At 43.8% G+C, this 21,360-nt stretch carries 26 protein-coding genes; 14 read left to right on the top strand and 12 right to left on the bottom strand.

Translation table 11 applies throughout. The features are described from left to right. Positions 1–27 precede the first annotated feature (27 nt). The 3 genes from ACQVGS_RS15670 to ACQVGS_RS15660 all read left to right on the top strand — a co-directional run bounded on the left by ACQVGS_RS15670 (position 28) and on the right by ACQVGS_RS15660 (position 2,054). Entirely contained in the window at positions 28–999 is a 972-nt protein-coding gene (locus ACQVGS_RS15670) for a DMT family transporter (protein ID WP_127695442.1), read from the top strand. Between the two features lie 17 nt (positions 1,000–1,016). After that, positions 1,017–1,160, top strand: a complete 144-nt coding sequence (locus tag ACQVGS_RS15665) for a YrzO family protein (protein WP_106020485.1) — start codon at positions 1,017–1,019, stop codon at positions 1,158–1,160. Positions 1,161–1,286: 126 nt separating this feature from the next. Continuing rightward, a complete protein-coding gene (locus ACQVGS_RS15660; RefSeq protein WP_400152438.1) occupies positions 1,287–2,054 on the top strand; it encodes a MerR family transcriptional regulator in 768 nt (255 codons plus the stop codon). Between the two features lie 182 nt (positions 2,055–2,236). Here the strand turns inward: ACQVGS_RS15660 and ACQVGS_RS15655 are convergent, their stop codons facing one another. Further along, entirely contained in the window at positions 2,237–2,431 is a 195-nt protein-coding gene (locus ACQVGS_RS15655) for a DUF4177 domain-containing protein (protein WP_024121010.1), read from the bottom strand. A 328-nt stretch (positions 2,432–2,759) separates the two neighbouring features. Continuing rightward, complete coding sequence (locus ACQVGS_RS15650; protein ID WP_254518192.1) at positions 2,760–3,068, bottom strand: YjdJ family protein; 309 nt, start codon at positions 3,066–3,068, stop codon at positions 2,760–2,762. A 155-nt stretch (positions 3,069–3,223) separates the two neighbouring features. Between ACQVGS_RS15650 and ACQVGS_RS15645 the strand changes: the two genes are divergently transcribed. Beyond that, a complete protein-coding gene (locus ACQVGS_RS15645; protein ID WP_254518193.1) occupies positions 3,224–3,541 on the top strand; it encodes a hypothetical protein in 318 nt (105 codons plus the stop codon). A 26-nt stretch (positions 3,542–3,567) separates the two neighbouring features. Here ACQVGS_RS15645 and cyoE read toward each other — a convergent pair whose 3' ends face one another. Both cyoE and ACQVGS_RS15635 read right to left on the bottom strand, forming a co-directional pair. Continuing rightward, complete coding sequence (cyoE, locus tag ACQVGS_RS15640) at positions 3,568–4,554, bottom strand: heme o synthase (RefSeq protein ID WP_316961217.1); 987 nt, start codon at positions 4,552–4,554, stop codon at positions 3,568–3,570. Between the two features lie 125 nt (positions 4,555–4,679). Beyond that, complete coding sequence (locus ACQVGS_RS15635; protein ID WP_024121014.1) at positions 4,680–4,916, bottom strand: hypothetical protein; 237 nt, start codon at positions 4,914–4,916, stop codon at positions 4,680–4,682. Positions 4,917–5,193: 277 nt separating this feature from the next. Between ACQVGS_RS15635 and ACQVGS_RS15630 the strand changes: the two genes are divergently transcribed. Then, positions 5,194–6,594: a polysaccharide deacetylase family protein gene (locus ACQVGS_RS15630; protein ID WP_099042818.1), complete on the top strand. Its 1,401-nt coding sequence runs from the start codon at positions 5,194–5,196 to the stop codon at positions 6,592–6,594. Positions 6,595–6,644: 50 nt separating this feature from the next. Here ACQVGS_RS15630 and ACQVGS_RS15625 read toward each other — a convergent pair whose 3' ends face one another. Continuing rightward, the gene (locus ACQVGS_RS15625; RefSeq protein WP_059336143.1) at positions 6,645–7,118 is read right to left on the bottom strand and encodes a YjfA family protein; all 474 of its coding nucleotides are present in this window, start codon (positions 7,116–7,118) and stop codon (positions 6,645–6,647) included. A 127-nt stretch (positions 7,119–7,245) separates the two neighbouring features. After that, complete coding sequence (locus ACQVGS_RS15620) at positions 7,246–7,413, bottom strand: YjfB family protein (protein ID WP_010333849.1); 168 nt, start codon at positions 7,411–7,413, stop codon at positions 7,246–7,248. Between the two features lie 125 nt (positions 7,414–7,538). Between ACQVGS_RS15620 and ACQVGS_RS15615 the strand changes: the two genes are divergently transcribed. Continuing rightward, complete coding sequence (locus tag ACQVGS_RS15615; RefSeq protein WP_106020480.1) at positions 7,539–8,438, top strand: DUF2268 domain-containing putative Zn-dependent protease; 900 nt, start codon at positions 7,539–7,541, stop codon at positions 8,436–8,438. A 14-nt stretch (positions 8,439–8,452) separates the two neighbouring features. Here ACQVGS_RS15615 and ACQVGS_RS15610 read toward each other — a convergent pair whose 3' ends face one another. Then, positions 8,453–8,845 carry a ribosomal maturation YjgA family protein gene (locus tag ACQVGS_RS15610; RefSeq protein ID WP_106022268.1) on the bottom strand — a complete coding sequence of 131 codons (393 nt, stop codon included), beginning with the start codon at positions 8,843–8,845 and terminating at the stop codon, positions 8,453–8,455. Positions 8,846–8,945: 100 nt separating this feature from the next. Beyond that, entirely contained in the window at positions 8,946–9,512 is a 567-nt protein-coding gene (locus ACQVGS_RS15605; protein WP_106022267.1) for a YjgB family protein, read from the bottom strand. Between the two features lie 146 nt (positions 9,513–9,658). Between ACQVGS_RS15605 and fdhF the strand changes: the two genes are divergently transcribed. From fdhF to ACQVGS_RS15585, 4 genes are all read left to right on the top strand, one after another. Then, positions 9,659–12,616, top strand: a complete 2,958-nt coding sequence (gene fdhF, locus ACQVGS_RS15600) for a formate dehydrogenase subunit alpha (RefSeq protein WP_106020478.1) — start codon at positions 9,659–9,661, stop codon at positions 12,614–12,616. Next, a complete protein-coding gene (locus ACQVGS_RS15595; protein WP_316961218.1) occupies positions 12,609–13,169 on the top strand; it encodes a helical membrane plugin domain-containing protein in 561 nt (186 codons plus the stop codon). Before fdhF ends, ACQVGS_RS15595 begins: the two co-directional genes overlap by 8 nt. 289 nt (positions 13,170–13,458) lie before the next feature. After that, on the top strand, positions 13,459–14,046 hold the full coding sequence (locus ACQVGS_RS15590) for a DUF4352 domain-containing protein (protein WP_151174946.1): 588 nt from the start codon (positions 13,459–13,461) through the stop codon (positions 14,044–14,046). 92 nt (positions 14,047–14,138) lie between these two features. Beyond that, positions 14,139–14,756: an NUDIX hydrolase gene (locus ACQVGS_RS15585; RefSeq protein WP_127695432.1), complete on the top strand. Its 618-nt coding sequence runs from the start codon at positions 14,139–14,141 to the stop codon at positions 14,754–14,756. 31 nt (positions 14,757–14,787) lie between these two features. On the opposite strand, the gene ACQVGS_RS15580 is transcribed toward ACQVGS_RS15585, so the two are convergent. Then, a complete protein-coding gene (locus ACQVGS_RS15580) occupies positions 14,788–15,066 on the bottom strand; it encodes a hypothetical protein (protein ID WP_024121023.1) in 279 nt (92 codons plus the stop codon). 389 nt (positions 15,067–15,455) lie between these two features. Here ACQVGS_RS15580 and yjiB point away from each other — a divergent pair, with 389 nt between their 5' ends. The 3 genes from yjiB to ACQVGS_RS15565 all read left to right on the top strand — a co-directional run bounded on the left by yjiB (position 15,456) and on the right by ACQVGS_RS15565 (position 18,451). Further along, positions 15,456–16,646, top strand: a complete 1,191-nt coding sequence (gene yjiB / locus ACQVGS_RS15575) for a monooxygenase YjiB (protein ID WP_095713522.1) — start codon at positions 15,456–15,458, stop codon at positions 16,644–16,646. Between the two features lie 23 nt (positions 16,647–16,669). Further along, positions 16,670–17,848 carry a macrolide family glycosyltransferase gene (locus ACQVGS_RS15570; protein WP_024121025.1) on the top strand — a complete coding sequence of 393 codons (1,179 nt, stop codon included), beginning with the start codon at positions 16,670–16,672 and terminating at the stop codon, positions 17,846–17,848. A gap of 63 nt (positions 17,849–17,911) precedes the next feature. Then, positions 17,912–18,451: an AAA family ATPase gene (locus tag ACQVGS_RS15565; RefSeq protein WP_105953680.1), complete on the top strand. Its 540-nt coding sequence runs from the start codon at positions 17,912–17,914 to the stop codon at positions 18,449–18,451. A gap of 67 nt (positions 18,452–18,518) precedes the next feature. Here the strand turns inward: ACQVGS_RS15565 and ACQVGS_RS15560 are convergent, their stop codons facing one another. Beyond that, entirely contained in the window at positions 18,519–18,704 is a 186-nt protein-coding gene (locus tag ACQVGS_RS15560) for a DUF8096 family protein (protein ID WP_010333860.1), read from the bottom strand. A gap of 178 nt (positions 18,705–18,882) precedes the next feature. On the opposite strand from ACQVGS_RS15560, the gene ACQVGS_RS15555 reads away from it, so the two are divergent. After that, positions 18,883–19,701, top strand: coding sequence for a uroporphyrinogen-III synthase (locus ACQVGS_RS15555; protein WP_095713520.1), 819 nt, complete (start codon positions 18,883–18,885; stop codon positions 19,699–19,701). Positions 19,702–19,776: 75 nt separating this feature from the next. Here the strand turns inward: ACQVGS_RS15555 and ACQVGS_RS15550 are convergent, their stop codons facing one another. Next, positions 19,777–20,529, bottom strand: a complete 753-nt coding sequence (locus ACQVGS_RS15550) for an ABC transporter permease (RefSeq protein WP_024121029.1) — start codon at positions 20,527–20,529, stop codon at positions 19,777–19,779. Next, positions 20,529–21,281 carry an ABC transporter ATP-binding protein gene (locus tag ACQVGS_RS15545; protein WP_127695430.1) on the bottom strand — a complete coding sequence of 251 codons (753 nt, stop codon included), beginning with the start codon at positions 21,279–21,281 and terminating at the stop codon, positions 20,529–20,531. Before ACQVGS_RS15545 ends, ACQVGS_RS15550 begins: the two co-directional genes overlap by 1 nt. Positions 21,282–21,360 lie beyond the last annotated feature (79 nt).

The following is a 21,360-nucleotide window of genomic DNA, read 5'->3' as shown; positions in this document are numbered from 1 at the left end:
CAATACAAGAAAAGGAGGGGAATTACAATGAAAAACGGTCAATTATTCATTGGTGTCCTCACATGTTTAGTAGCAAGTATGTCGTGGGGCGCAATGTTTCCAGTTGCAGATCATGCATTAGCATTTGTTGATCCATTTTATTTTTCATCTATTCGATATGGCGTGGTAGCAGTTATCTTAGTGATTTTATTATTGGTAAGGGAGGGGAAGAGATCATTTCGTTTAGAGGGTAAAGCAAAATTGCTCATTTTTTTTGGTGTAATGGCGTTTACTGTATACAACGTTTTTATTTTTTTGGGCCAAAGGTTGATGGGGAAGTCTGGAATCATGACTGCGTCTATTGCAGAGGCACTTATGCCAATCATTTCTATTTTTATCCTGTGGGGATATAAACATGTGAAACCGAAAAAATATAAGATTATATCTATTATGATTGCTTTTTTTGGAGCCGCATTCGTTATTACCAAAGGCGATATGAGTTTCTTTTATACATTGAAAGATAATCTGTTTTCGTTAACCTTTATTTTAATGGGTGTTGTGGGATGGGTAATCTATACAATGGGGGGACAGCTATTTCAAGAATGGTCTACGCTGCGTTATTCAACATTGACGTGTTTATTCGGTACAGCTGTAACAGGTATTCTAACAGCTGCGCTCACCGCTCAAGGATACGTGTCCATACCTAGTATAAATGTGATTGCTGAAATTAAGTATGACTTAATATTTATGATTACTTTACCAGGTATCGTAGCTCTCCTTAGCTGGAACTATGGTGTTAAAATTTTATCACCCATTAACGGGATTTTATTTATTAACTTTGTTCCCATTACTACATTGTTAATCATGATGATACAAGGATCTAAAATCACCACTTTTGATGTAGCAGGAACACTGCTTGTCATGACAGCGCTTATTCTAAATAACATTTTTCAGCGTAAGGAAGATAAAAATGATAAGCGGTCTTTAGAAAATGAACAAACACAGTTGACTATCTCTTAAACGTTGGAGGATGCTATATGTTTGAAGGTTTATTGTTTTTTATTTCGGCTGGAATCGTCTGCGAACTAGCAGCCATTAATCGAAATGGCCGCAAAAATATAAAACAACAGGAGGAGTTCAATCAACTTTTAAAAGAACTTCTTAATAGAGACATCAAATAAGTTTCGGTATATGACATGTTGCAGATAAATCATCTCCTTGAAACATTCAAGGAGATTTTTTTAAAAAAAGCTTTGACATTCACGTTACGTCAAAGTGTACGGTTACTGTATAAGGAGGGAGAAGAAATGGAATATACCGTTCAGAAGTTAGCCAAATTAGCGGGAGTCAGCACAAGAACGCTTAGGTATTATGATGAGATCAACCTTTTACAGCCAGCACGGATTAATTCATCTGGATACCGAATTTATGGGGAAAAAGAAGTCAACCAATTACAGCACATTTTATTTTATCGAGAGTTAGGCTTCCAATTAGAGGAGATAAAAAAATTAATCTTTTCCCCATCTTTTAATCGTCAGAAAGCATTAAAGGATCATCATGCAGAGCTTTTAGAAGAAAGAGCCCGGATTGATAGCCTTATCCAAAATGTAGAGAAAACAATTCATGCAGAGGAGAGAAATGAAAAGATGAGAGATGAAGAGAAATTTAAAGGATTTAAAAAAGAGCTTGTGGAAAAAAACGAGAGGAAATACGGAGCGGAAATACGCCAAAAGTATGGAGAAGAAGCGGTGGAAGATACTAACCAAAAAGTGTTGAATATGACAAAGGAGCAATATGAAGAGCTGACCGCTACAGAAAAAGAAATGTTTGAAAAACTTAAAAAAGCATTTGAAGAAGGAGATCCAAAAAGTGAAGATGCCTTGAAAGCGGCGGAATTGCACAAAAAATGGCTTCAATATTATTGGAGCGACTACTGCAAAGAAGCTCATGCAGGTCTAGGGGAGATGTATGTATCAGATGAGCGCTTTAAACGATATTACGATCAACATGGTGAGGGATTAGCTGAATTTCTAAGACAGGTGATCTATGTGTATACTGGGAAAGTAAATGATTAAGCATCGAACTGATGCATGAACTTTATCGAGCGAAAACGAAAGCGAAGTTTGAAGCACGATAGAAAAAACTAGAGTCTTTCTTTGTCATGAAGGGTCAAAAAAGCTTACTAATTGTAAGCTTTTTATGATTTGTCATTTATAAATGTAAGTTACTCAATGGTAAGAATGCTTAGCCATAAAGACTAAGCATCTTCCACATCTCTTTCAAATATCATTTCAAAATAAGCAGCTGCTCCATACCCGTCTATACTAGGGGCGAAAATCTGAATAAACTTCCATCCTCTTTGAGCATAGTCACGAATGATTTGTTGGTAGTCTTCTTTGGGTCTTCTTCTCATGGTACTAAGTTCGACTCTAACGAATTCATACTCTTTCATCATGTGATACCTCCTGTAAGGTTATACGAAAGAGCGAGAGGAAAGTTCCGAAAGATGGAAAAACAAAAGGTGAACATACCGAAATTACCAATGAAACAAGAACATTCAAGTTCAGATCATATAAACGCAGTTCTGATTGACCATACGAATATAGAGAAGATATAAATCGTGCACCTAATCGTGGAATGCTTAGCAATCAAGTGCGCGGAGCGAGCTACGCCTTGCCATATCCTTTAGATGAACTGGCGATTAAAGAAAAAAGAGGGGGAGGATCATAACGGTGCTCCTTTTATGGTATTTCAATGGGGCATGGGAAATGACATATTCTTTACCGAGCCGTGTGGCAATCGCGAATCAGCAAAAAAAGTGATAATAACACATATAAAAACGAACAGATCATCAGTATATTCATGACCGGATAGTGTTTCGCAGAGTATATGAAAAAATCCAGCTGTGAAATTTGTTTGGGGCTTGTGATGGTGTCAATGCCGTTAAGGAGCTTTGAAAATTTGGCTGTGTAATTCCAATCGAATTGATCTGAAACAAGCTCGCTTCCTTGATACCAATTGACAGCGGCTAAAAACAGAAAAGCCATGAATGAAAATCCAAGCTGAACAACTAAAACAATCCCTTTCATCGTACGCCTCCAAATCAATGAACATGAGAAAAGCAGATCATATATTACCATAATGTAGGTGGTTGGACAATTTTTTCTTTATTCCGGACTGGGATAGCTGACAATGGAAAGGATCTCAATCTGTAATATTTCATATCTTAGAATGGAGAGCCAGTATGTCTTTCATTGGAGCTTTAGTTCAGGCTGGGCTGGTACTTTTTTGCTCTTTCGGCTTTTGCCGCTCTCAACTATGTGTTATTTTGGATATTGGTGATCATATCCAGAAAGTGATGGTGTCCATGAACAAAGAAATCCTAAAATACATACTCACTATTTTTTCAATATGTGCAGCCCTCCAGAAAACCGATGATATGAGTATTGCCCATAGCTGGATTTTGACTGAAATCGTCCGATTTTTGATTTGCGCGGCTGTGTTTATTATCCTGACATTTCTATTAGAGACTGTTTTCCCAAACAAAAAAGAGTCACATTAATGTGTGGCTCTTTTTGCATAAAATCATCAGATTAATAACATTACAAATGAATCAATCATCATGACAAAAAACAGCAAGCAAAAATAAATGAGTGAGTAGACAAACATATCCTTTGCCCACTTTACGTCATCGTCTGTTTTGAATCCTTGCATGCTTTTTTTGATCCATATACCTCCGAGAACCAAGGCAGTTAAAAAATAAAATGGGCTTATATGGCCGGTGCCGAGAGAAAAAGGAAATAATAGCGTAACCGGCACCAGGACTGCAATATATTGAATCATTTTTACTTTCGTTACATGATTTCCTTTTACAACAGGCAAGAGCGGGACACCCGCCGCCCGATATTCCTCTTTGCGTCTTATCCCAATAGCCCAAAAATGCGGGGGCTGCCACAGAAACATAATGGCATATAACATGACAGCGGTTAAACTGATTTCTCCTGTGATGGCACAATAACCCATCAGCGGCGGAGCAGCTCCCGGAAAGCTTCCGACAAACGTGCTCCATACCGAGGCCCGTTTCACCCATACTGTATAGATGATGGCATAAAAAATAAAGGCGGCCAGTCCGAGAATTGCAGTTAAAGGGTTGAGGGAATACAGCATGGCAAGACCTGCTATTCCTAAAACAGAGCCATACGTTAAGATCAAAGCCGGCGGCATTTTTCCTGTGACTGAGGCCCTGCTGCGGGTGCGCTCCATTTTTGCATCCATATGCCGATCAAAATAGTTGTTGTAGACAGTGCCGGAGGCCATGACGAACGCGGTTCCCAGCATTGCCGTTATCATTGTCATGAAAAAAGCGAGTCCTGTTAATGGTATTTCTGAGCTCACAAATGCGATCCAAAATCCGCCGAAGGCTGCTATCGAGTTTGATATGATAATGCCGGGTTTTGCAAGCTTTATAAAATCGTAAACGGATACCCGGTTCGAGGCTTTTATGTATTTTGTTTCAGAAATCGGAGCAGAAACTCTTGAATTCTCCAAAAATAGACGCCTCCCCCAAAACTGCATGCTTTAGTTATCGTACCAAGAGGCCAGCCAGATCACAATTATTTCCTATATTTGTCATTATATTGTCAATTTTTATACAAAAAAAGGGGAGCTGGACTGCCCCCATTCTCGGTAAACACCGCCTGCTATCTGTTGTATCCTCCATATCCGCCGCCATATCCGCCGCCGTACCCGTACCAAGGGTAGTAAGGTGGGCGCGGGTAGTAGTAAGGCGGACGCGGATAAAACGGATAAAACGGTCTTGGGTAATAATAAGGCGGATAAAATGGCGGTCTAGGGCGCGGACGCGGGTAGTAATATGGCTGTCTTTCATCAAAAGGTGAAACTTGCTCAAACTGATCGTAATTAACAGGAAATTCCAATAGGGTTACCTCCCTAGCATTTTTTATTCTGTTTACCTTATTCCTGATATGAGAAATGGGTGTATGTCCATCGACCAAATTGTTTTTTTTTAATTGAGTAAATCCTCAGAAAGGGATTGACAAGAACTTCTAAATCTCCTATTATTACAAAAGTGAAATAAATGTTACTTTAATGTTACAAAAATATTTCTAATTGAGTACGAATGAGCATAAAAAACATCATCTGAATCTTTTGATGGGATATAAATCGAAGTGATTACGAAAGAAGGAGTTTGTGTTGTTGGCGAGAAGAATCAAATGGTTTCAAGTATTATTAGCAGTTGTTTGTGCGGCAGGGCTTATAGGCTTTTGCCATAATACATCAAAAAAAGAAACGGTCATGAATCAGGTAAAAACCGATTCTCAGTATGGAGATGTAGAGATCGCAACGCTTGTGAATGACGGGAAAACATTCAATTACGCGGTCAACTACCCTGTTTTTAAAAATAAAAAAATGGATGCGGCATTAAAGAGTTTCGCAGAGAAAGAGGTTCGCCAATTTCAGAAGGAAACGAAAGATGCTGACCAGGAGCATACAAAAAAGCGCAATGAACTCAACATCGATTATGAAATTGTTCATTATGCCAAGCAGACAGCGGCAGTGGTCTTTAATGAATATAAATACATAGGCGGCGCGCATGGACAAAACGTAAAAAAAACATTTAACTTTGATTTTAGCAAGGAAGCCTTTCTTTCTATTGATGATATTTTCAAAAAGGACTCTGATTATTTACAAAAGCTTTCGCTGATCGCTTATCATGAGCTTAAAAAGAATAAGGACATTGCAGCGGACGACGAATTGTTAAAAGAAGGAACTGCACCGGCAAAAGAAAATTTCAGCCGTTTTGCCGTCAAGGAAGATTATATCGAGTTTTATTTTGATACATATCAAGTCGCTGCGGGCTATCTTGGAGAGCAGTCGATTGCGATTAAGAAACATCTTTTAAAAGATATATTGAAAGAACAATATATTGATAAAGCGAAAAACAAAAATAAAATCAAAGAACAAAAACCGAAGCACGAAGTCATTTCATTACCCAAAGAAGAAACAGTTGATCCGAATAAAAAAGTCATTGCGCTTACTTTCGACGACGGTCCGAATCCTGCGACAACAAATCAGATTCTGGACTCCTTGAAGAAATATGAAGGGCATGCAACGTTTTTTGTGCTGGGCAGCAGGGTTCAATATTATCCGGAAACGTTAAAAAGAATGCTGAAAGAAGGAAATGAAGTGGGGAACCACTCATGGAGCCATCCGCTTCTCACAAGGCTTTCAGTGAAAGAGGCTGTAAAGCAGATCAATGACACGCAGGACATGATTGAAAAAATAAGCGGGTATCGTCCGACGCTTGTGCGTCCTCCATATGGCGGCATTAATGATGAACTGCGCAGCAAGCTGAAAATGGATGTCGCGTTATGGGACATTGATCCGGAAGATTGGAAAGACCGAAATAAAAATACAATTGTCAACCGAGTCATGAGCCACGCGGCTGACGGAAAGACGATTTTAATTCACGACATTTACGGCACTTCTGCTGATGCGGCCGATGAGATTATCAAAAGACTGACCGATCAAGGCTATCAATTGGTGACGGTCACTCAGCTGGAAGAGGTAAAAAAACAAAGGGAAGCTAAATAAATGTGGAAAGGCTGTCGCGGGAAATGCCCGTTGGACAGCCTTTTTTCTTTTTAATAAGAGCCTGTGGTTGCCCATACATTCAGGTTGGGGCCTGAATATTTACCGAAAGCGTAGGAGGTTCTCGGGTCTAAGTCATAGACCATAGGCGTATAACAAGATTTTTGGCCTGCCACCGCTTTGCCATTGCCGCCTGCAGAGTCACAGTTATATCTCTTTTTGTCTGTGTTCCGGGTTATTTCCGCATTTGCTTCATAGCCTGTTGTCAAGGTGTTGTTCATCGTTATTTTTGCCCATGCCGTTTTGCATGTACTGCTGAACTTGAGCTCGACGACTCCGATGACTTGATTGTTTGCGTTCACTAAGTTAGAAGATTTTTTTGTGGCGGCGCTGGACGCACAATCATTGTAATAAGGGCTTTTTCCATCGTAGGCATGTGTTTCCGCATGAGCGGGTGCTCCCTTGATGGCAAAAATAAATACGAATGCGAACAACACCAAAGACACCTTTTTAACCATTCTTTTCATCTCTTCCTGACCTCCTTAAAATGACAAACAATAAATCATACGGAGGAAAGGCCAAAACATGCATGCTTTTTTGTGAAAAATAAAGGCGGCCGGGAGGATGGAGTTCTTGGCCGCCTGGGGTGTGAAGCTAAGCTTTCAGGTCAATTTTTTGTCCGAGCGTCGGATGCTGAATCAGCTTAAGGGTTTGATCAGCATTTTGCTGGGCAGTGTCCAGCATCTTTTTCGTTAAAGCGATATCAACATTTTGGGCCAGGTTTGCTTGATGCATGGCAACTGATAATGCAGGAATATCCATTGCTACACCTCCTATGCCTTACCTATCGGCGGCCGGCTTTGATTTTATAGGGCAGAAAGGCTTAATTTTTTCTGTTGACCTTTACGCTGCGGCATACCGTATATTTTTCGTGAGGAGGGATTAGGATGAATATCGTAATAGAACAGACCTTTCAGCAATATGAAAAGCTGTTTTCGATGGAAGAACACGAAAGAGAGGACGAGTTTCGGTATACGATGATGGGACCGTTTGAAAAAATGTGGAGCGCCATACAGGTTCCCCTAAAAGCAAAGACACCAAATGGATATGATGTGATCATGGCTGTAAAGATGCTTGGTTATTTGGATGTGTGTAATGCTGAAACCGGACAGAAAGCATTAAGAAAACTGCAGCAATTGCATATTGCCGAGACTGCTGAATCTGCGCTGCAGCAGTGTATACATTTTGCCGAGCGTGAAAAGCTGCGAGTAAATGCGGAAGAAATGAGGTTCGGGCTTTACATTGCTGATCCAAGCAAGCTGAAGCTGCAAAAAGGGTATTGCGGGTTTGGGGGAATTCCAGGCTTTATTCACGTTTGGATGTATCCGAACAGCTATAACCTTCTTAGGATTTCATCGATGATTGCCCATGAATTTCACCATAATCTGCGGTTTTCGTATTTTGATTTTCACCGAGGTTCTGTGTCAGTCGGGGATTATCTTGTCATTGAAGGGCTGGCTGAGTCATTTGCGCGGGAGCTCTTTGGCGAAGAACAATTAGGCCCTTGGGTTACTCGCTTTGATCGGGACGATTTGCAATATTCCATTGAAGTCATAAAAGAGGTGATTGATGTAAAAGGCTTTTCGGAGGTGAGCCGTTACATGTTTGGAGATCAAATAGCGAAAGCGCAAGGCTTTGAGCCGGCGGGATTATCTGCTTTTGCCGGATATGCGGTTGGATATCACGCTGTTCAGTCTTTTATGAATAAACACCGGGTCGATATAAAGGAGGCCACACTCTTGGATACAGAGACGATTCTGTCTCAGTGCGGGCTGTTCTCGACATAAGAAAAAGCGTCACGTCAGCGGCGCTTTTTGATGTTTTGATGGATCAGCTCTATGAGTGTGCAGGTGACAATTCCCATCGTATAAGCTATGATATCGCTCCATAAAAATCCGTACCCCAGCACGAGGCCGCCGAGCGAATTGTCCCTGATCCGGTCGATCCACTCAGCATGGTACAGCTGGCTGCATTCGATAATAACGCAAAATGAAAGGCTGATAATGCCTGTCATGATGGTTTTCATCGTCTGAAACAGAAAGCCGCAGCCCGTAAAAATCATTGCGGCCCACAGCGCATCTCCGAGATAGGCATTGACGCTAGCCGGAAGAAAACTGGAGAATGCTCTTGACCCCAGTCCCAACCCAATGATGAGGATTGTAAAGGCCGCATATATGAACCGGTTCCTTCTCATTAATGATTGATACCTCTTCCCGCATTTTCCCTCCCATGTATTGTAAAGAATCCATCCTCACTTTGTCCATAAAAAAAAGCGGCTGGAGCTGCAGGTACTTTTATCTTGCTCTTAGATTGACATGGTCGGCTGTCTGGTCTTTTCCAATGACGAAATGGAGCTCATAACGGCCTGTATCATAGATATAGTCGATTTCATCCGTGAATGGGACGGTTAAAATTCGGTCGGCGGGGCCAATTTTATCGCTCAGCACATCCGGTGTAACCCCTCCAAGATTCAGACGGCGTTCTACTCCGGTTCCAAAGTAACGGATTTCTGAAATGGTCATGTCTTTGTTATAGGAAAAGCCGTAGCCGGGATTTCCCATATTCCAGCTGTATAGATCAAACATATTGTTTCCTCCAGCCGGTCTTTCCGGTTCTCCCATCTTGGCATGGACATCCCCTTTTGTGCTTTTGTTAATCGTAAGACCTTGTACCTGCTGCGGCATTTCACCTGTAAAAGCGGTGTTATAAAGATTTTTTACAAGCTCAGCGGATGATGAGGTTGTTTCTTCAGCAGGCGGATTTGCCTGAGCGGCAGCTTTTGCCGGAATTGCCGTCCCGAAGCCAAAAACAGTGCCTGACAGTGCTGCCGCTGCTGTTAATGCGGAAATGGTTTTCTTCATGGTTATCCCTCCCTTTTTGTCTATCATGACGTTTCCCGATGTTCGTGCATTAAAACATTTGTATGCGCTCTGTATGTTTTAATCAGCACATGTAAGGGAACTGAAATGGGTAATTCGGTATATAAACGCAAGAAAGGGGAATGGAGATGGCGGACACAAAAAAAGTAACAATCAACGGCGTTGAGATGGAGACAGCCGGAGACCAGACGGTGCTGCAGCTTTTGAATAACAGTTCAATCGAAGTGCCGCAAGTATGCTATCATCCGAGCCTTGGGCCGATAGAAACATGTGATACGTGTATTGTCAGCATCAATGGTGAGCTGAAGAGATCGTGCTCTGCTGAAATAAAGGATGGCGATGTCATTGATACGCTTGCGTCTGACGTGAAAAAGGCACAGGTCATCGGGATGGATAAAATCTTATATAATCATGAGCTTTACTGTACTGTTTGCGATTACAACAATGGAGGATGCGAAATACATAATACGGTGAAAGAAATGAAAATCAATCACCAAAGCATCCCGTTTGATCAAAAGCCTTATCATAAGGATGAATCCCATCCGTTTTACCGGTATGATCCTGATCAATGTATTTTGTGCGGCCGCTGTGTCGAAGCATGCCAAGACGTACAGGTGACAGAAACACTGACGATTGACTGGGAGCGGGAACGCCCGCGCGTCATTTGGGATCATGACGTGCCGATTAACGAGTCGTCATGTGTGTCGTGCGGCCATTGCTCAACCGTATGTCCGTGCAACGCGATGATGGAAAAAGGAATGGAAGGGGAGGCCGGATATTTAACAGGCATCAATAACGAATCACTGCGCCCGATGATCGAGATTACGAAAGGCGTAGAGACAGGATACGGCTCGATTCTCGCCATTTCTGACATGGAATCTGCCATGCGTGATGAACGAATCAAAAAAACCAAAACCGTCTGCACCTATTGCGGTGTCGGCTGCAGTTTTGATGTTTGGACTAAGGGCAGAGATATTCTGAAAGTGGAGCCGCAGGAGGAGGCGCCTGCCAATGGCATTTCCACTTGTGTAAAAGGCAAGTTCGGCTGGGATTTTGTAAACAGTGAGGAGCGTCTGACAAAACCGCTCATCCGCGAAGGCGACCATTTCCGGGAAGCAGAGTGGGAGGAAGCCTTAACACTGATCGCAAGCAAGTTCACTGAATTGAAAGAAGAATGTGGCCCTGACTCACTTGCTTTTATCACGTCGTCTAAATGTACGAATGAAGAATCCTACCTGATGCAAAAGCTGGCCAGAGGGGTTATCGGCACAAATAATGTGGATAACTGCTCGCGCTATTGCCAGTCTCCGGCTACTGCCGGCCTGTTCCGGACAGTCGGATACGGCGGTGACTCAGGATCGATTACAGATATCGCCCAGGCAGATCTTGTTTTAATTATCGGTTCGAACACATCAGAGTCGCATCCGGTATTGTCTACCCGCATTAAACGGGCTCACAAGCTGAGAGGGCAGAAGGTTATCGTGGCTGATATCAGAAAACACGAAATGGCTGAGCGTTCTGATCTATTTGTTCAGCCGCGTGCCGGATCAGATATCGTCTGGCTGAATGCCATCTCCAAATATCTGATTGAAAACGGCAAGGCCGATGAACGCTTTTTGCAGGAAAGGGTCAACGGCCGGGATAAATACGTGAAAAGCCTTGCGCCGTACACACTTGAATATGCAGAGGAGAAAACCGGAATTGATAAACAAACCCTGATTCAAATGGCTGAAATGATTCATGAGGCTGACAGTGTGTGTGCGTTGTGGGCCATGGGCGTGACACAGCACATTGGAGGCAGCGATACAAGCACTGCGATTTCAAATTTGCTGCTTGTCACAGGAAACTACGGAAAACCGGGTGCGGGTTCTTATCCATTACGCGGCCATAACAACGTGCAGGGAGCAAGTGACTTCGGAAGCATGCCAGACAGCCTGCCGGGCTATGAAAAAGTGAAGGATGAACAAGTCCGCAAGAAATACGAACAAGCCTGGGGTGTGCAGCTGCCGAAGGAGCCGGGCATGACCAACCATGAAATGATTGAAAAAATCCATTCCGGCCAGCTGAAAGCGATGTATGTAAAAGGGGAAGAAATGGGCCTTGTCGATTCTAATATCAATCATGTACACGCCGCATATGAAAAACTTGATTTCTTTGTTGTGCAGGACATTTTCCTATCTCGGACGGCAGAATTTGCAGATGTTGTTCTTCCTGCGAGCCCGAGCCTTGAAAAAGAAGGAACCTTTACAAACACTGAACGCCGTATTCAGCGTTTATACCAGGTATTTGAACCTATGGGTGAATCAAAGCCGGACTGGCAGATTATTATGGAGGTAGCGAATAAGCTTGGGGCCAATTGGAATTATGAGCATCCTTCCGATATTATGGAAGAAGCTGCAATGCTGTCACCAATTTATGCAGGAGTAACCTATGAACGTCTTGAGGGCTACAACTCCCTGCAATGGCCTGTAAGTGCTGATGGGAAGGATTCACCTTTACTCTTTACAGAACGCTTTCCTTTTCCGGACGGCAAAGCGATTCTTTATCCGGTTCAATGGACTGAGCCTGAGGAGTTCGGTGAGGAATATGACATCCATGTAAATAACGGCAGACTCTTGGAGCATTTCCATGAAGGAAACCTGACGTATAAATCAAAAGGCATTTCTGAAAAAACGCCGCATGTATTTTTAGAAATTTCTCCAGAGCTTGCGGCAGAACGGGGAATCCAGAACGGGACCCTTGTCAGACTCACGTCGCCTTTTGGAAATGTGAAGGTGAAATGCCTGATCACTGATCGTGTCAAAGGGAAGGAAGTGTATCTGCCAATGAACGATTCTGGGGAAGCGGCGATCAACCTGTTAACAGGCAGCCACGCGGACAAGGATACCGACACGCCTGCGTACAAAGAAACATCAGCAAAGATGGAAATATTGAAGCAGGATGGAATCAATCCGCTGCCTAAAATCAATCACCGCAACGGAAATCCGCAGCCGCAAATCGGTGTGCAGGTTCATAAGAAATGGGCGCGGAAGGATTACATCTTCCCTGGCGATGCTGTGAAAAGGGGGATTGGGCACAATGGCTAAAGCGATTAAACGCATTCAGAAAGTACAGGTGACCGAAGAAGATCAGCGCAAACGTGATTTGGAAGAAATCGAAGATGCCTTAGTCGACAACAAAGAAGCCATTCTGGAGACGCTGCAAATGCTTGGGCACATGAACGAACGGGGCGTGCTGCCTTTGCTCCGCGGTCTTTTTGGCCAAGGTGATAAAGTCCTTGACATCCTAGTGAAAAAGACAGATACAGAGGAAACGGCCAATATGCTTAAAAACCTGCTTCTCCTGTTTGGAACACTCGGCATGCTGGATGTCAAACAGCTGGAGCCGCTCATTTTGAAAGTGAATGCCGGTGTGGCGAACGCGGTAGAACAGAAGAACAGCGAAGAGAAAACAGGTTATTTTGATATCATCCGTTCGCTTAAAGACCCGGAAATCAACAAAGCGGTTACGCTGCTGTTCTCCTTTTTAAAAGGAATGGGACAAGATACAAAGGAGCTGGAACGCACAACTCAGCCTCCGGAACATCAAAAGCATCATCAGGAACCCCGAAAGAAAAGGGGAATGGATAAGCGAGATTGACACCCGCCCGAGCCGGCTAATGCCAGCTCGGGTTTTTGTCGATATGAGTCTTTAGAACTAGGAGGAAATATCCGAATTAGAAACAAGACAAAGAAGCTTTTGTTTTGGAAAATGATATGCCATCACCGGCCTGTCCAGTATTTTTTCCAGTAAAGGATAAATATCTATGTCATTAGCTGACCAATACTATGAATGGATTTGATAGAGTAATTTGTTACTTTATTCCCTGTTAAGAAAAGGAAAAGCGTGATTATAATAGAAAATGATTACTTTAGATGGAGGAACGGCAATGAAAAAAGCATTATTCATTTTGTTTGTGCTAACGATTGGATTTGCGCTTTCTGCGTGCAGCCAGTCCAGTGATGCGTCAGCTGAGCAAAAGACAGAAAAGAAAGAAGCAACAGCAACGGAAAAGAAAACAAAGGAAAAAGAAACCAAAACGGATGAAAAGGTGTATAAAGTAGGCGAAACTTTTAAAGCTTCCAGCACAAATTTCTCGGTCAATAAAGTATATACAACGGCAGAACAAGGCGAGTATAAGACAAAAATTGGCGAGAAAGAAAAAACAATAAATAATAATGAAGAATTTTTAATAGCTGAGGTAACGATCGAAAATACAAGCGACAAGTCTTTCAATTATACGAGTGGCGGTTTTGAATTGAAAGATGGCAAAGATCAATCAATCAGAGCAAACATAGTATCTACTGCTGACCTGAAAACAAGCCTTAAATCAGGAAAGTTAGCCTCGGGTAAAAAGGTAACAGGCACAGTCAGTTTCGTGATTCCAAAAGGAGAAAAAAACCTTAATCTGTCATATAGTCCATCATTTTTAAATTTTGAAACAGAGGATATTACATATTTCGTAAAACTGAATTAAGGTATCTTTTGAGCATGTCACCGGAAAATCGGAGCATGCTTTTTTAATTTAAAAGAGATTGATAGTATAAAATGGTAGTGAGGTGATCAATTATGCAAACCAAATGGCTGGAACGGGCCCAGCGGATTCAGGCGATCGCACAGGCGGGGCTTGCTTTTTCCAAGGATGTGTATGACAGGGAAAGGTACGAAGAGCTGATGAAGCTCAGCGCAGAGATGATGGCGGATTACTCGGAGAAGGACATTGAAGTCATCACTGATTTATGGAAAGGCGAGAAAGGCTATCCGACACCGAAGGCGGATGTTCGCGGCGCGGTATTTCGAGAGAATCGCATATTGCTTGTCCGGGAGAAGCATGACGAGCTGTGGTCACTCCCAGGCGGTTTTTGTGAAATTGGTTTATCACCCGCTGAAAATGTGATCAAGGAAATCAAAGAAGAGTCGGGTTACGATACAGTGCCTTCTCGATTACTGGCCGTGCTGGACAGCCATAAGCATCCTCATCCCCCTCAGCCTTATCATTACTATAAGATCTTCATTGAATGCAGCATAACGGGCGGGCAGCAGAAAACCGGAATTGAGACGAACCATGCCGCTTTTTTTCCGGAAGACAGGCTCCCTCCGCTTTCTCCAAAACGAAACACACAGTCACAGCTCAGTATGCTTTTTGACTTTCAGCGTCATCCGGATAAAAAAACTGTATTGGATTAAACAAAAAAGAGCCGGAGGCTCTTTTTTGTTTTTACAGGGCAATATGTTTTTCGCTGGCTAGCTTCAAAAGGGTTAGTACCGAATCGGCTTGTTTATGGCCGAGCTTTTGTTTTAGTTTGCTTTCTTCCACTAAACGGCTTCCATATATATCGACAGAGGCTTTGTCGACGACAGTATGCCAGTTTTCCTGTTTTTTTCCCTCAACGAGCGGTTTTGAATGTCTCTCAGAAAAAGAGAACACAAACAATACAAATGCAAGTGAAAGTACGATGCCGACAACTAGTTTTTTACGGTTGATCTGTGCTGTCATTTGTTCTCTCCTTCACCATTTTACTTTCTATTTAATCATATCTTCAGCATGCTTTACATAATGGAAAAGTCATCTTTTAGAGTAGTGCTTACGTTGCGGATGAGGGCGACGTGTGAGATTTTCATAAGCTATTGATTGCGTTTCTAAAATCGATGAGCATGCCTAAGGTCACGTTGTGAACCAAATTGGGTGTGCGTAATAGAAAAAAATTGAAAGATTATGGTAAGATGAACAACATTCGAGGGGGATTATATGATGCCTGCACCGGCATCTTGAAGACCTGCCTGCTGTTTCAGACGACAAAATGGATGTCCCTCTCTTTTTCGATAGCAGGAGGTGGTGAAGTTCGTCAATTGCTGAATCTTTTCTTTCATGGGGAGGGGAAACGCATGAATGTGGTAAATCGGCGACAAGCTTTGCAGCGTGCACTGATGAACGGAAAAAATAAACAGGATGCTTATCATCCGTTTCCGTGGTACGAATCGATGAGAAAGGAAGCTCCTGTTACCTATGATGAAGACAATCAAGTATGGAGTGTTTTTCTTTATGATGATGTCAAAAAAGTGATTGGGGATAAAGAGCTTTTCTCCAGTTATATGCCGGAGCAGACAAGTTCTATCGGGAATTCGATCATTAATATGGACCCGCCAAGACACACGCAAATCCGTTCTGTTGTCAATAGAGCGTTTACACCGCGTGTCATGAAGCAGTGGGAACCAAGAATTCAAGACATCGCAGATGATCTGATACATCGTTTTCATGGACGAAGCGAGTTTGATTTGGTTCAGGATTTCTCATATCCGCTTCCTGTCATTGTGATATCTGAGCTTTTAGGCGTTCCTTCAGAGCATATGGATGCGTTTAAGACATGGTCTGATATTTTGGTGAGCACACCAAGAGATGGAAGTGAGGAAGCGGAGAAAGCCTTTCTGAAAGAGCGGAACAAGTGCGAGGAAGAGCTAGCCGCGTTTTTTGCCGGCATCATAGAAGAAAAACGGAAGAAACCGGAACAGGACATCATCTCCATTTTAATTAAAGCGGAAGAAACCGGTGAGAAGCTTTCCGGAGAAGAGCTGATTCCGTTTTGTACATTACTGCTGGTGGCGGGAAATGAAACGACAACGAACTTGATTTCAAACGCGATGTACAGCATTTTAGACACGCCGGGCGTTTATGACGAATTGCGGCGGCATCCAGAGCTGATGCCTCAGGCGGTGGAAGAAGCTCTGCGTTTCAGGGCGCCTGCACCTGTTTTGCGGCGAATTGCCAAGAGGGATACGGAGATTGGTGGCCATCAGATGAAAGAAGGCGACATGGTGTTAGCGTTTGTGGCGTCTGCAAATCGTGATGAAGCGAAGTTTGACAGGGCGCACATGTTTGATATTCACCGCCATCCCAATCCGCATATTGCGTTTGGCCACGGCATTCATTTTTGTCTTGGGGCTCCGCTTGCACGGCTTGAAGCAGCCATCGCGTTAACGGCATTGACTCAAACGTTTTCTCGTATGGAGCCGGTCAGTATCACCCCGATTGAAAATAGCGTGATTTACGGACTAAAGAGTTTTCGCGTCAACATATAATATGAAAATTGGAGGCTGAAATGATGAGACAGCATCATATCTCAATTATTAATATCCCGGCATACGGACATGTGAATCCAACTCTTGCGTTAGTGGAGAAGCTTTGTGAAAAAGGGCACCGTGTTACTTATGCGACGACTGAGGAATTCGCGCCTGCGGTGAAGCAAGCCGGGGCAAGCCCGCTTTTATATCAAACTACGATTAACGTGGAACCGGAACGCATTAAGGAAATGATAGAGAAAAATGAAACACCGATTAGCATTTTAAAAGAATCGCTCGAAATCTTGCCTCAGCTTGAAGAATTATATCAAAATGACCAGCCTGATCTTATCGTTTATGATTTTATCGCATTTGCGGGAAAATTGTTTGCTGATAAGCTGAATGTGCCGGCCATCAGGCTCTGTTCTTCCTATGCGCAAAATGAATCCTTCCAGCTTGGAAGTGAAGAGATGCTCAAGCAACTCAAACAAGCGGAGGCCGATTTCCAGGTTTACCTTGAGAAAGAAAACTTACCGGCTGTCTCATTTGAACACTTGGCTATACCGGAAGCGTTAAATATTGTCTTTATGCCGAAGTCTTTTCAGATTAAAAACGAAACCTTTGATGAGCGATTCTGCTTTGTCGGCCCTTCACTTGGAAAACGAGGTGAACAAGAGAGCCTGCTGCCGGAAACAGGCAATCGTCCGCTCATGCTGATTTCATTGGGAACCGCTTTTAACGCATGGCCGGAATTTTATCGTATGTGTATAGATGCATTTCGGAATTCCGACTGGCATGTTGTGATGTCAACAGGGATATCAATTGAACCTGACAGTCTAGGTGACATTCCTGACAACTTTACAGTACGCCAGCGCGTTCCGCAGTTGGATATCTTAGCGAAAGCCGATCTGTTTGTTTCTCACGGGGGAATGAACAGTACGATGGAGGCAATGAATGCGGGGGTACCGCTTGTTGTGATTCCGCAAATGTATGAGCAGGAGCTCACTGCCCGGCGTGTTGATGAATTAGGCCTCGGCGTCTATTTGCCGAAAGAAGAGGTCAGCGTCTCCCGTTTGCAGAAGGCAGTTCAGGACGTATCCGGAGATAAAGAAATGCTCAACCGCGTAAAAGACATGCAGAAAGACGTAAAAGAAGCAGGCGGAGCGGAGAAGGCAGCCGCGGAAATTGAAGCCTTCATAAAAAAGTCTGTCGTTCCGCAATAACATATTTGCACCCGAAATCTGCTGAGATTTCGGTTTTTCTTCTTTTAAAAAGGATGGGATGCAATGAGTAAAGAAAACGCCGTCTATCTGATTACAGGGGTGATGGCAGCGGGAAAGTCCACAGTTGCCCAGCTTCTTTCTGAGCGTTTAGACAAGAGCGTTCATGTCAGGGGAGATGTATTTAGAAAAATGATTGTAAACGGCGAAATGCAAATGTCAGACACTCCTTCAGCTGAGGCGCTGGAACAGTTGCGTCTTCGCTACCGGCTGGCGGCTAACGTATCAGATATGTATGCTGAAGCGGGGTTTCATACGGTGGTGCAGGATGTGATCATCGGACCTATGTTAGAAGAAATGGTGAAGTTGATCAGTTATCGTCCATTGTATGTGATCGTGTTGGCACCCCGAGCTGACATAATAGCCGCAAGAGAATCAGCACGCAAGAAAAAAGGATATGGAGATATCAGCATTGAATCTCTCGATGCCGTCTTGCAGTCAGAAACACCGCGTCTTGGCCTGTGGCTGGATTCGTCAGAGATGACGCCGGAAGAGACGGTGGGAATGATATACAAAGGGCTGGAGACTGCAGCGAAAATAAAATAATGAATTCCGCTTTCTCCAGCTTGTTCTCGGGTGCAGAGGCTAACCCCTGACCCGCGAACACCATCTATTAAATATTCTTTTTCATCCCGCATCTCCGGCATTCTCTCAAAAACTTTCCGCCTTTTACGGAGCTTTTAAAAAGCGTATAGTCACAATTATCACAGCGTCCGCTATGGACGTCGGGATATTCGTTGAATTCATAAATAACCGATGTGTCGTAGCCTTTTGTTTCGTATTCTTCTTTTGTTTCCATGGTCGATCCTCCGTTAAAGCGTGTCTGTTGTTTATATTACAGCATGCATCCGGTGTATTCAACGGGTAATGAGAGGCATTTGGTTCATCTTGATTTCTCCCTTGGTTTGCGACACAATAGCTTTATTAAAGGTTATATACATATAAAGCCTAAGCTGGCAAAGAGGAGAGGAACGGATATGGGTAAAGGTTTACATGGAAAACGCGTTGCGATCGGCGGTTCTCGGAAAACGGAAGAAATCAGCACAATCATTGAAAAACAGGGCGGAATTCCTGTCGTCCGGCCTCTCCAAGGAACAGTGTACTTGGCAGAGGAGCAGGTGGAGCCGGAGCTGCGCAAATTTGCGGAAGAAAAAGCCGACTGGGTGATCTTTACGACAGGCATCGGTACGGAGACGCTTGTGAAGATGGCAGAGAAAATCGGCGTAAAGGACGAGTTTCTGCTGGCGATTCGCCAGGCTAAAGCGGCGTGCCGAGGGTACAAAACATTGTCTGCGTTAAAAAAGCTTGGAATCACCGCAGAGGCTTCTGATGAAGATGGGACAACCAGCGGATTGATCCGGTCCTTGGAGCCTTACGACTTTTCAGGAAAAAAAGTAATGGTGCAGCTTCACGGAGAAAATGCACCTGCCCTCATAGCATTTTTGGAGGAAAAAGGAGCTTCAGTTTTGCCGATTCTCCCTTATCAGCATATCCCGCCAGAGGAGGAAACGGTAGAACAGTTATGCCGGGAACTGCTGAATGGTGAATTGGATGCTGTTTGTTTTACCACGGCGATTCAGGTTCGTTCTCTGTTTCAATTTGCCAAGGAGCGCGGCTTTATCAATGAAGTGAAGGCTGTATTCGAAGAGCGTGCCATCGCAGCGGCTGTCGGAAAAGTGACTGCTGAAGCGCTGCGGGAAGAAGGCATCACAAGGCTGCTTGCTCCGGAGATTGAGCGGATGGGCGCGATGATTATTGAACTTTCACGGTATTATGAAGAAATGGCTGGGGAATAACCAGCACAAAAGCCGCTTTTCTGTTGAGAAGCGGCTTTTGTGTAATCTGCAAATCCCGAAATCGCTGTCATAATGTTAACCATTTTGCTTCAGCTGCTGATGCGCGGTAAATAATGACGGGTATGTCAGCATGCTGAGTAGGACACAAGTCAGCGCGGCGGACGCCATCGTTGTAAAAACAATCAAAAGCTGAAAGCGTACCGCCTGAATCGGATCGGCGCCCGCTAAGATCTGGCCGGTCATCATGCCGGGAAGCTGGACGAGCCCTAATGTTTTCTGGCTTTCGAGCGTTGGGATCATACTCATTTTCATGGCGGAAGTCAGGATATGCTGTATGGATTGTTTTGGTGTGCCGCCAAGCGACAAAATCAATTGAATTTCTTCCTTGCGCACCCCGACCTCGGAGCTGAGCCGGTTTAAAAACAGGCTCGCGAGCACCATTGAATTTCCGATGACCATTCCGCTGATGGGGATGACATACCGTGCGGTAAGCGGGATGATGTGAAGCGCCAAAAGAATGCCTTGGGTGACGATTTCTACAATCGCTAACGCCACAAACACCCTCCAAAAAGAACCGATTTTCATTTTCTTTCGTTTGACGACGTTTTGCGCCGCCACCGCCAGCATTAACAGCACCATCAGCAGGATAAACACAGGGTGATCTCCATGAAATATCAGCGACAGCACATAACCGATCACAAGCAGCTGTACCGCCGCCCGGATCGTTGCAATCATCATATCTTTTTCAACGCCGGCTTTAAAGGATTTTGATAAAAACAAGGCAATCAGCACAAAGATCATGGTGAATGAGAGAGAAAGGTAATCCATTACCGTGTGCCTCCCTTCAAAAATTCACGGGCTGCTTCATGCTGAGGATGCGAGAAAAATGTGTCTGTCTCCGCGATTTCCAACAGCCGGCCATCAGCCATAAACCAAATGGTATCGGCTACTCGTTTCGCCTGTTCCATGTTATGGGTCACCCACATCACCGTCAGTTTTTTCTCTTGATGCTGCCTTTTGATCAGCTCTTCAATCTCCAGAGCAGAAACAGGGTCCAGGGCAGATGTAATTTCGTCCAATAATAGGATGGAGGAAGGGTTTGCGAGTGTTCTGGCAAGTGAAAGCCTTTGCCGCTGTCCGCCTGATAAATCCTTGGCGCTTCTGTCTAACAGCTCTGGAGACAGGCCTGTCAGTGAAGCGAGCTCTTCAGGAGAGTAAAGCTGGGTTTGGTGGAGCTTTTGTACCAGATTCAGATTGTCACGCACCGTTCCGTCAAGGACGGGGGCGGATTGAAAGGCAAGGGAGGCCGTCCGCCTCAGTTCATTCACATTCCAGTCTCTGACTTCCTTTCCGTAAATCTTCACTTCACCGTGATCCGGTGTTTTCATCAAATTGCATATGGACAGCAGTGTGCTTTTTCCTGAACCGGAAGGGCCCAAAAGTGCCACGATTGCACCCTGTTGAATGTCTCCGGTGACATCCTTTAATACATCATAGGTTTGTCCCTCTTGTTCATAGCTTTTTCGCACAGATGTGAATGAGATTGCTGGTATATCGTCTTTTTGATTGTTTGCTTCCATTAAAATATCACCTTTCAGTTAAGTGGGCTTAGACTATACATAAATATAACGTGAAACAGGTCTCTTTTGGAAGGCGTTA

The sequence above is a fragment of the Bacillus sp. SD127 genome, from assembly GCF_058566445.1.
This window is presented reverse-complemented; position numbering and strand designations above follow the sequence as displayed.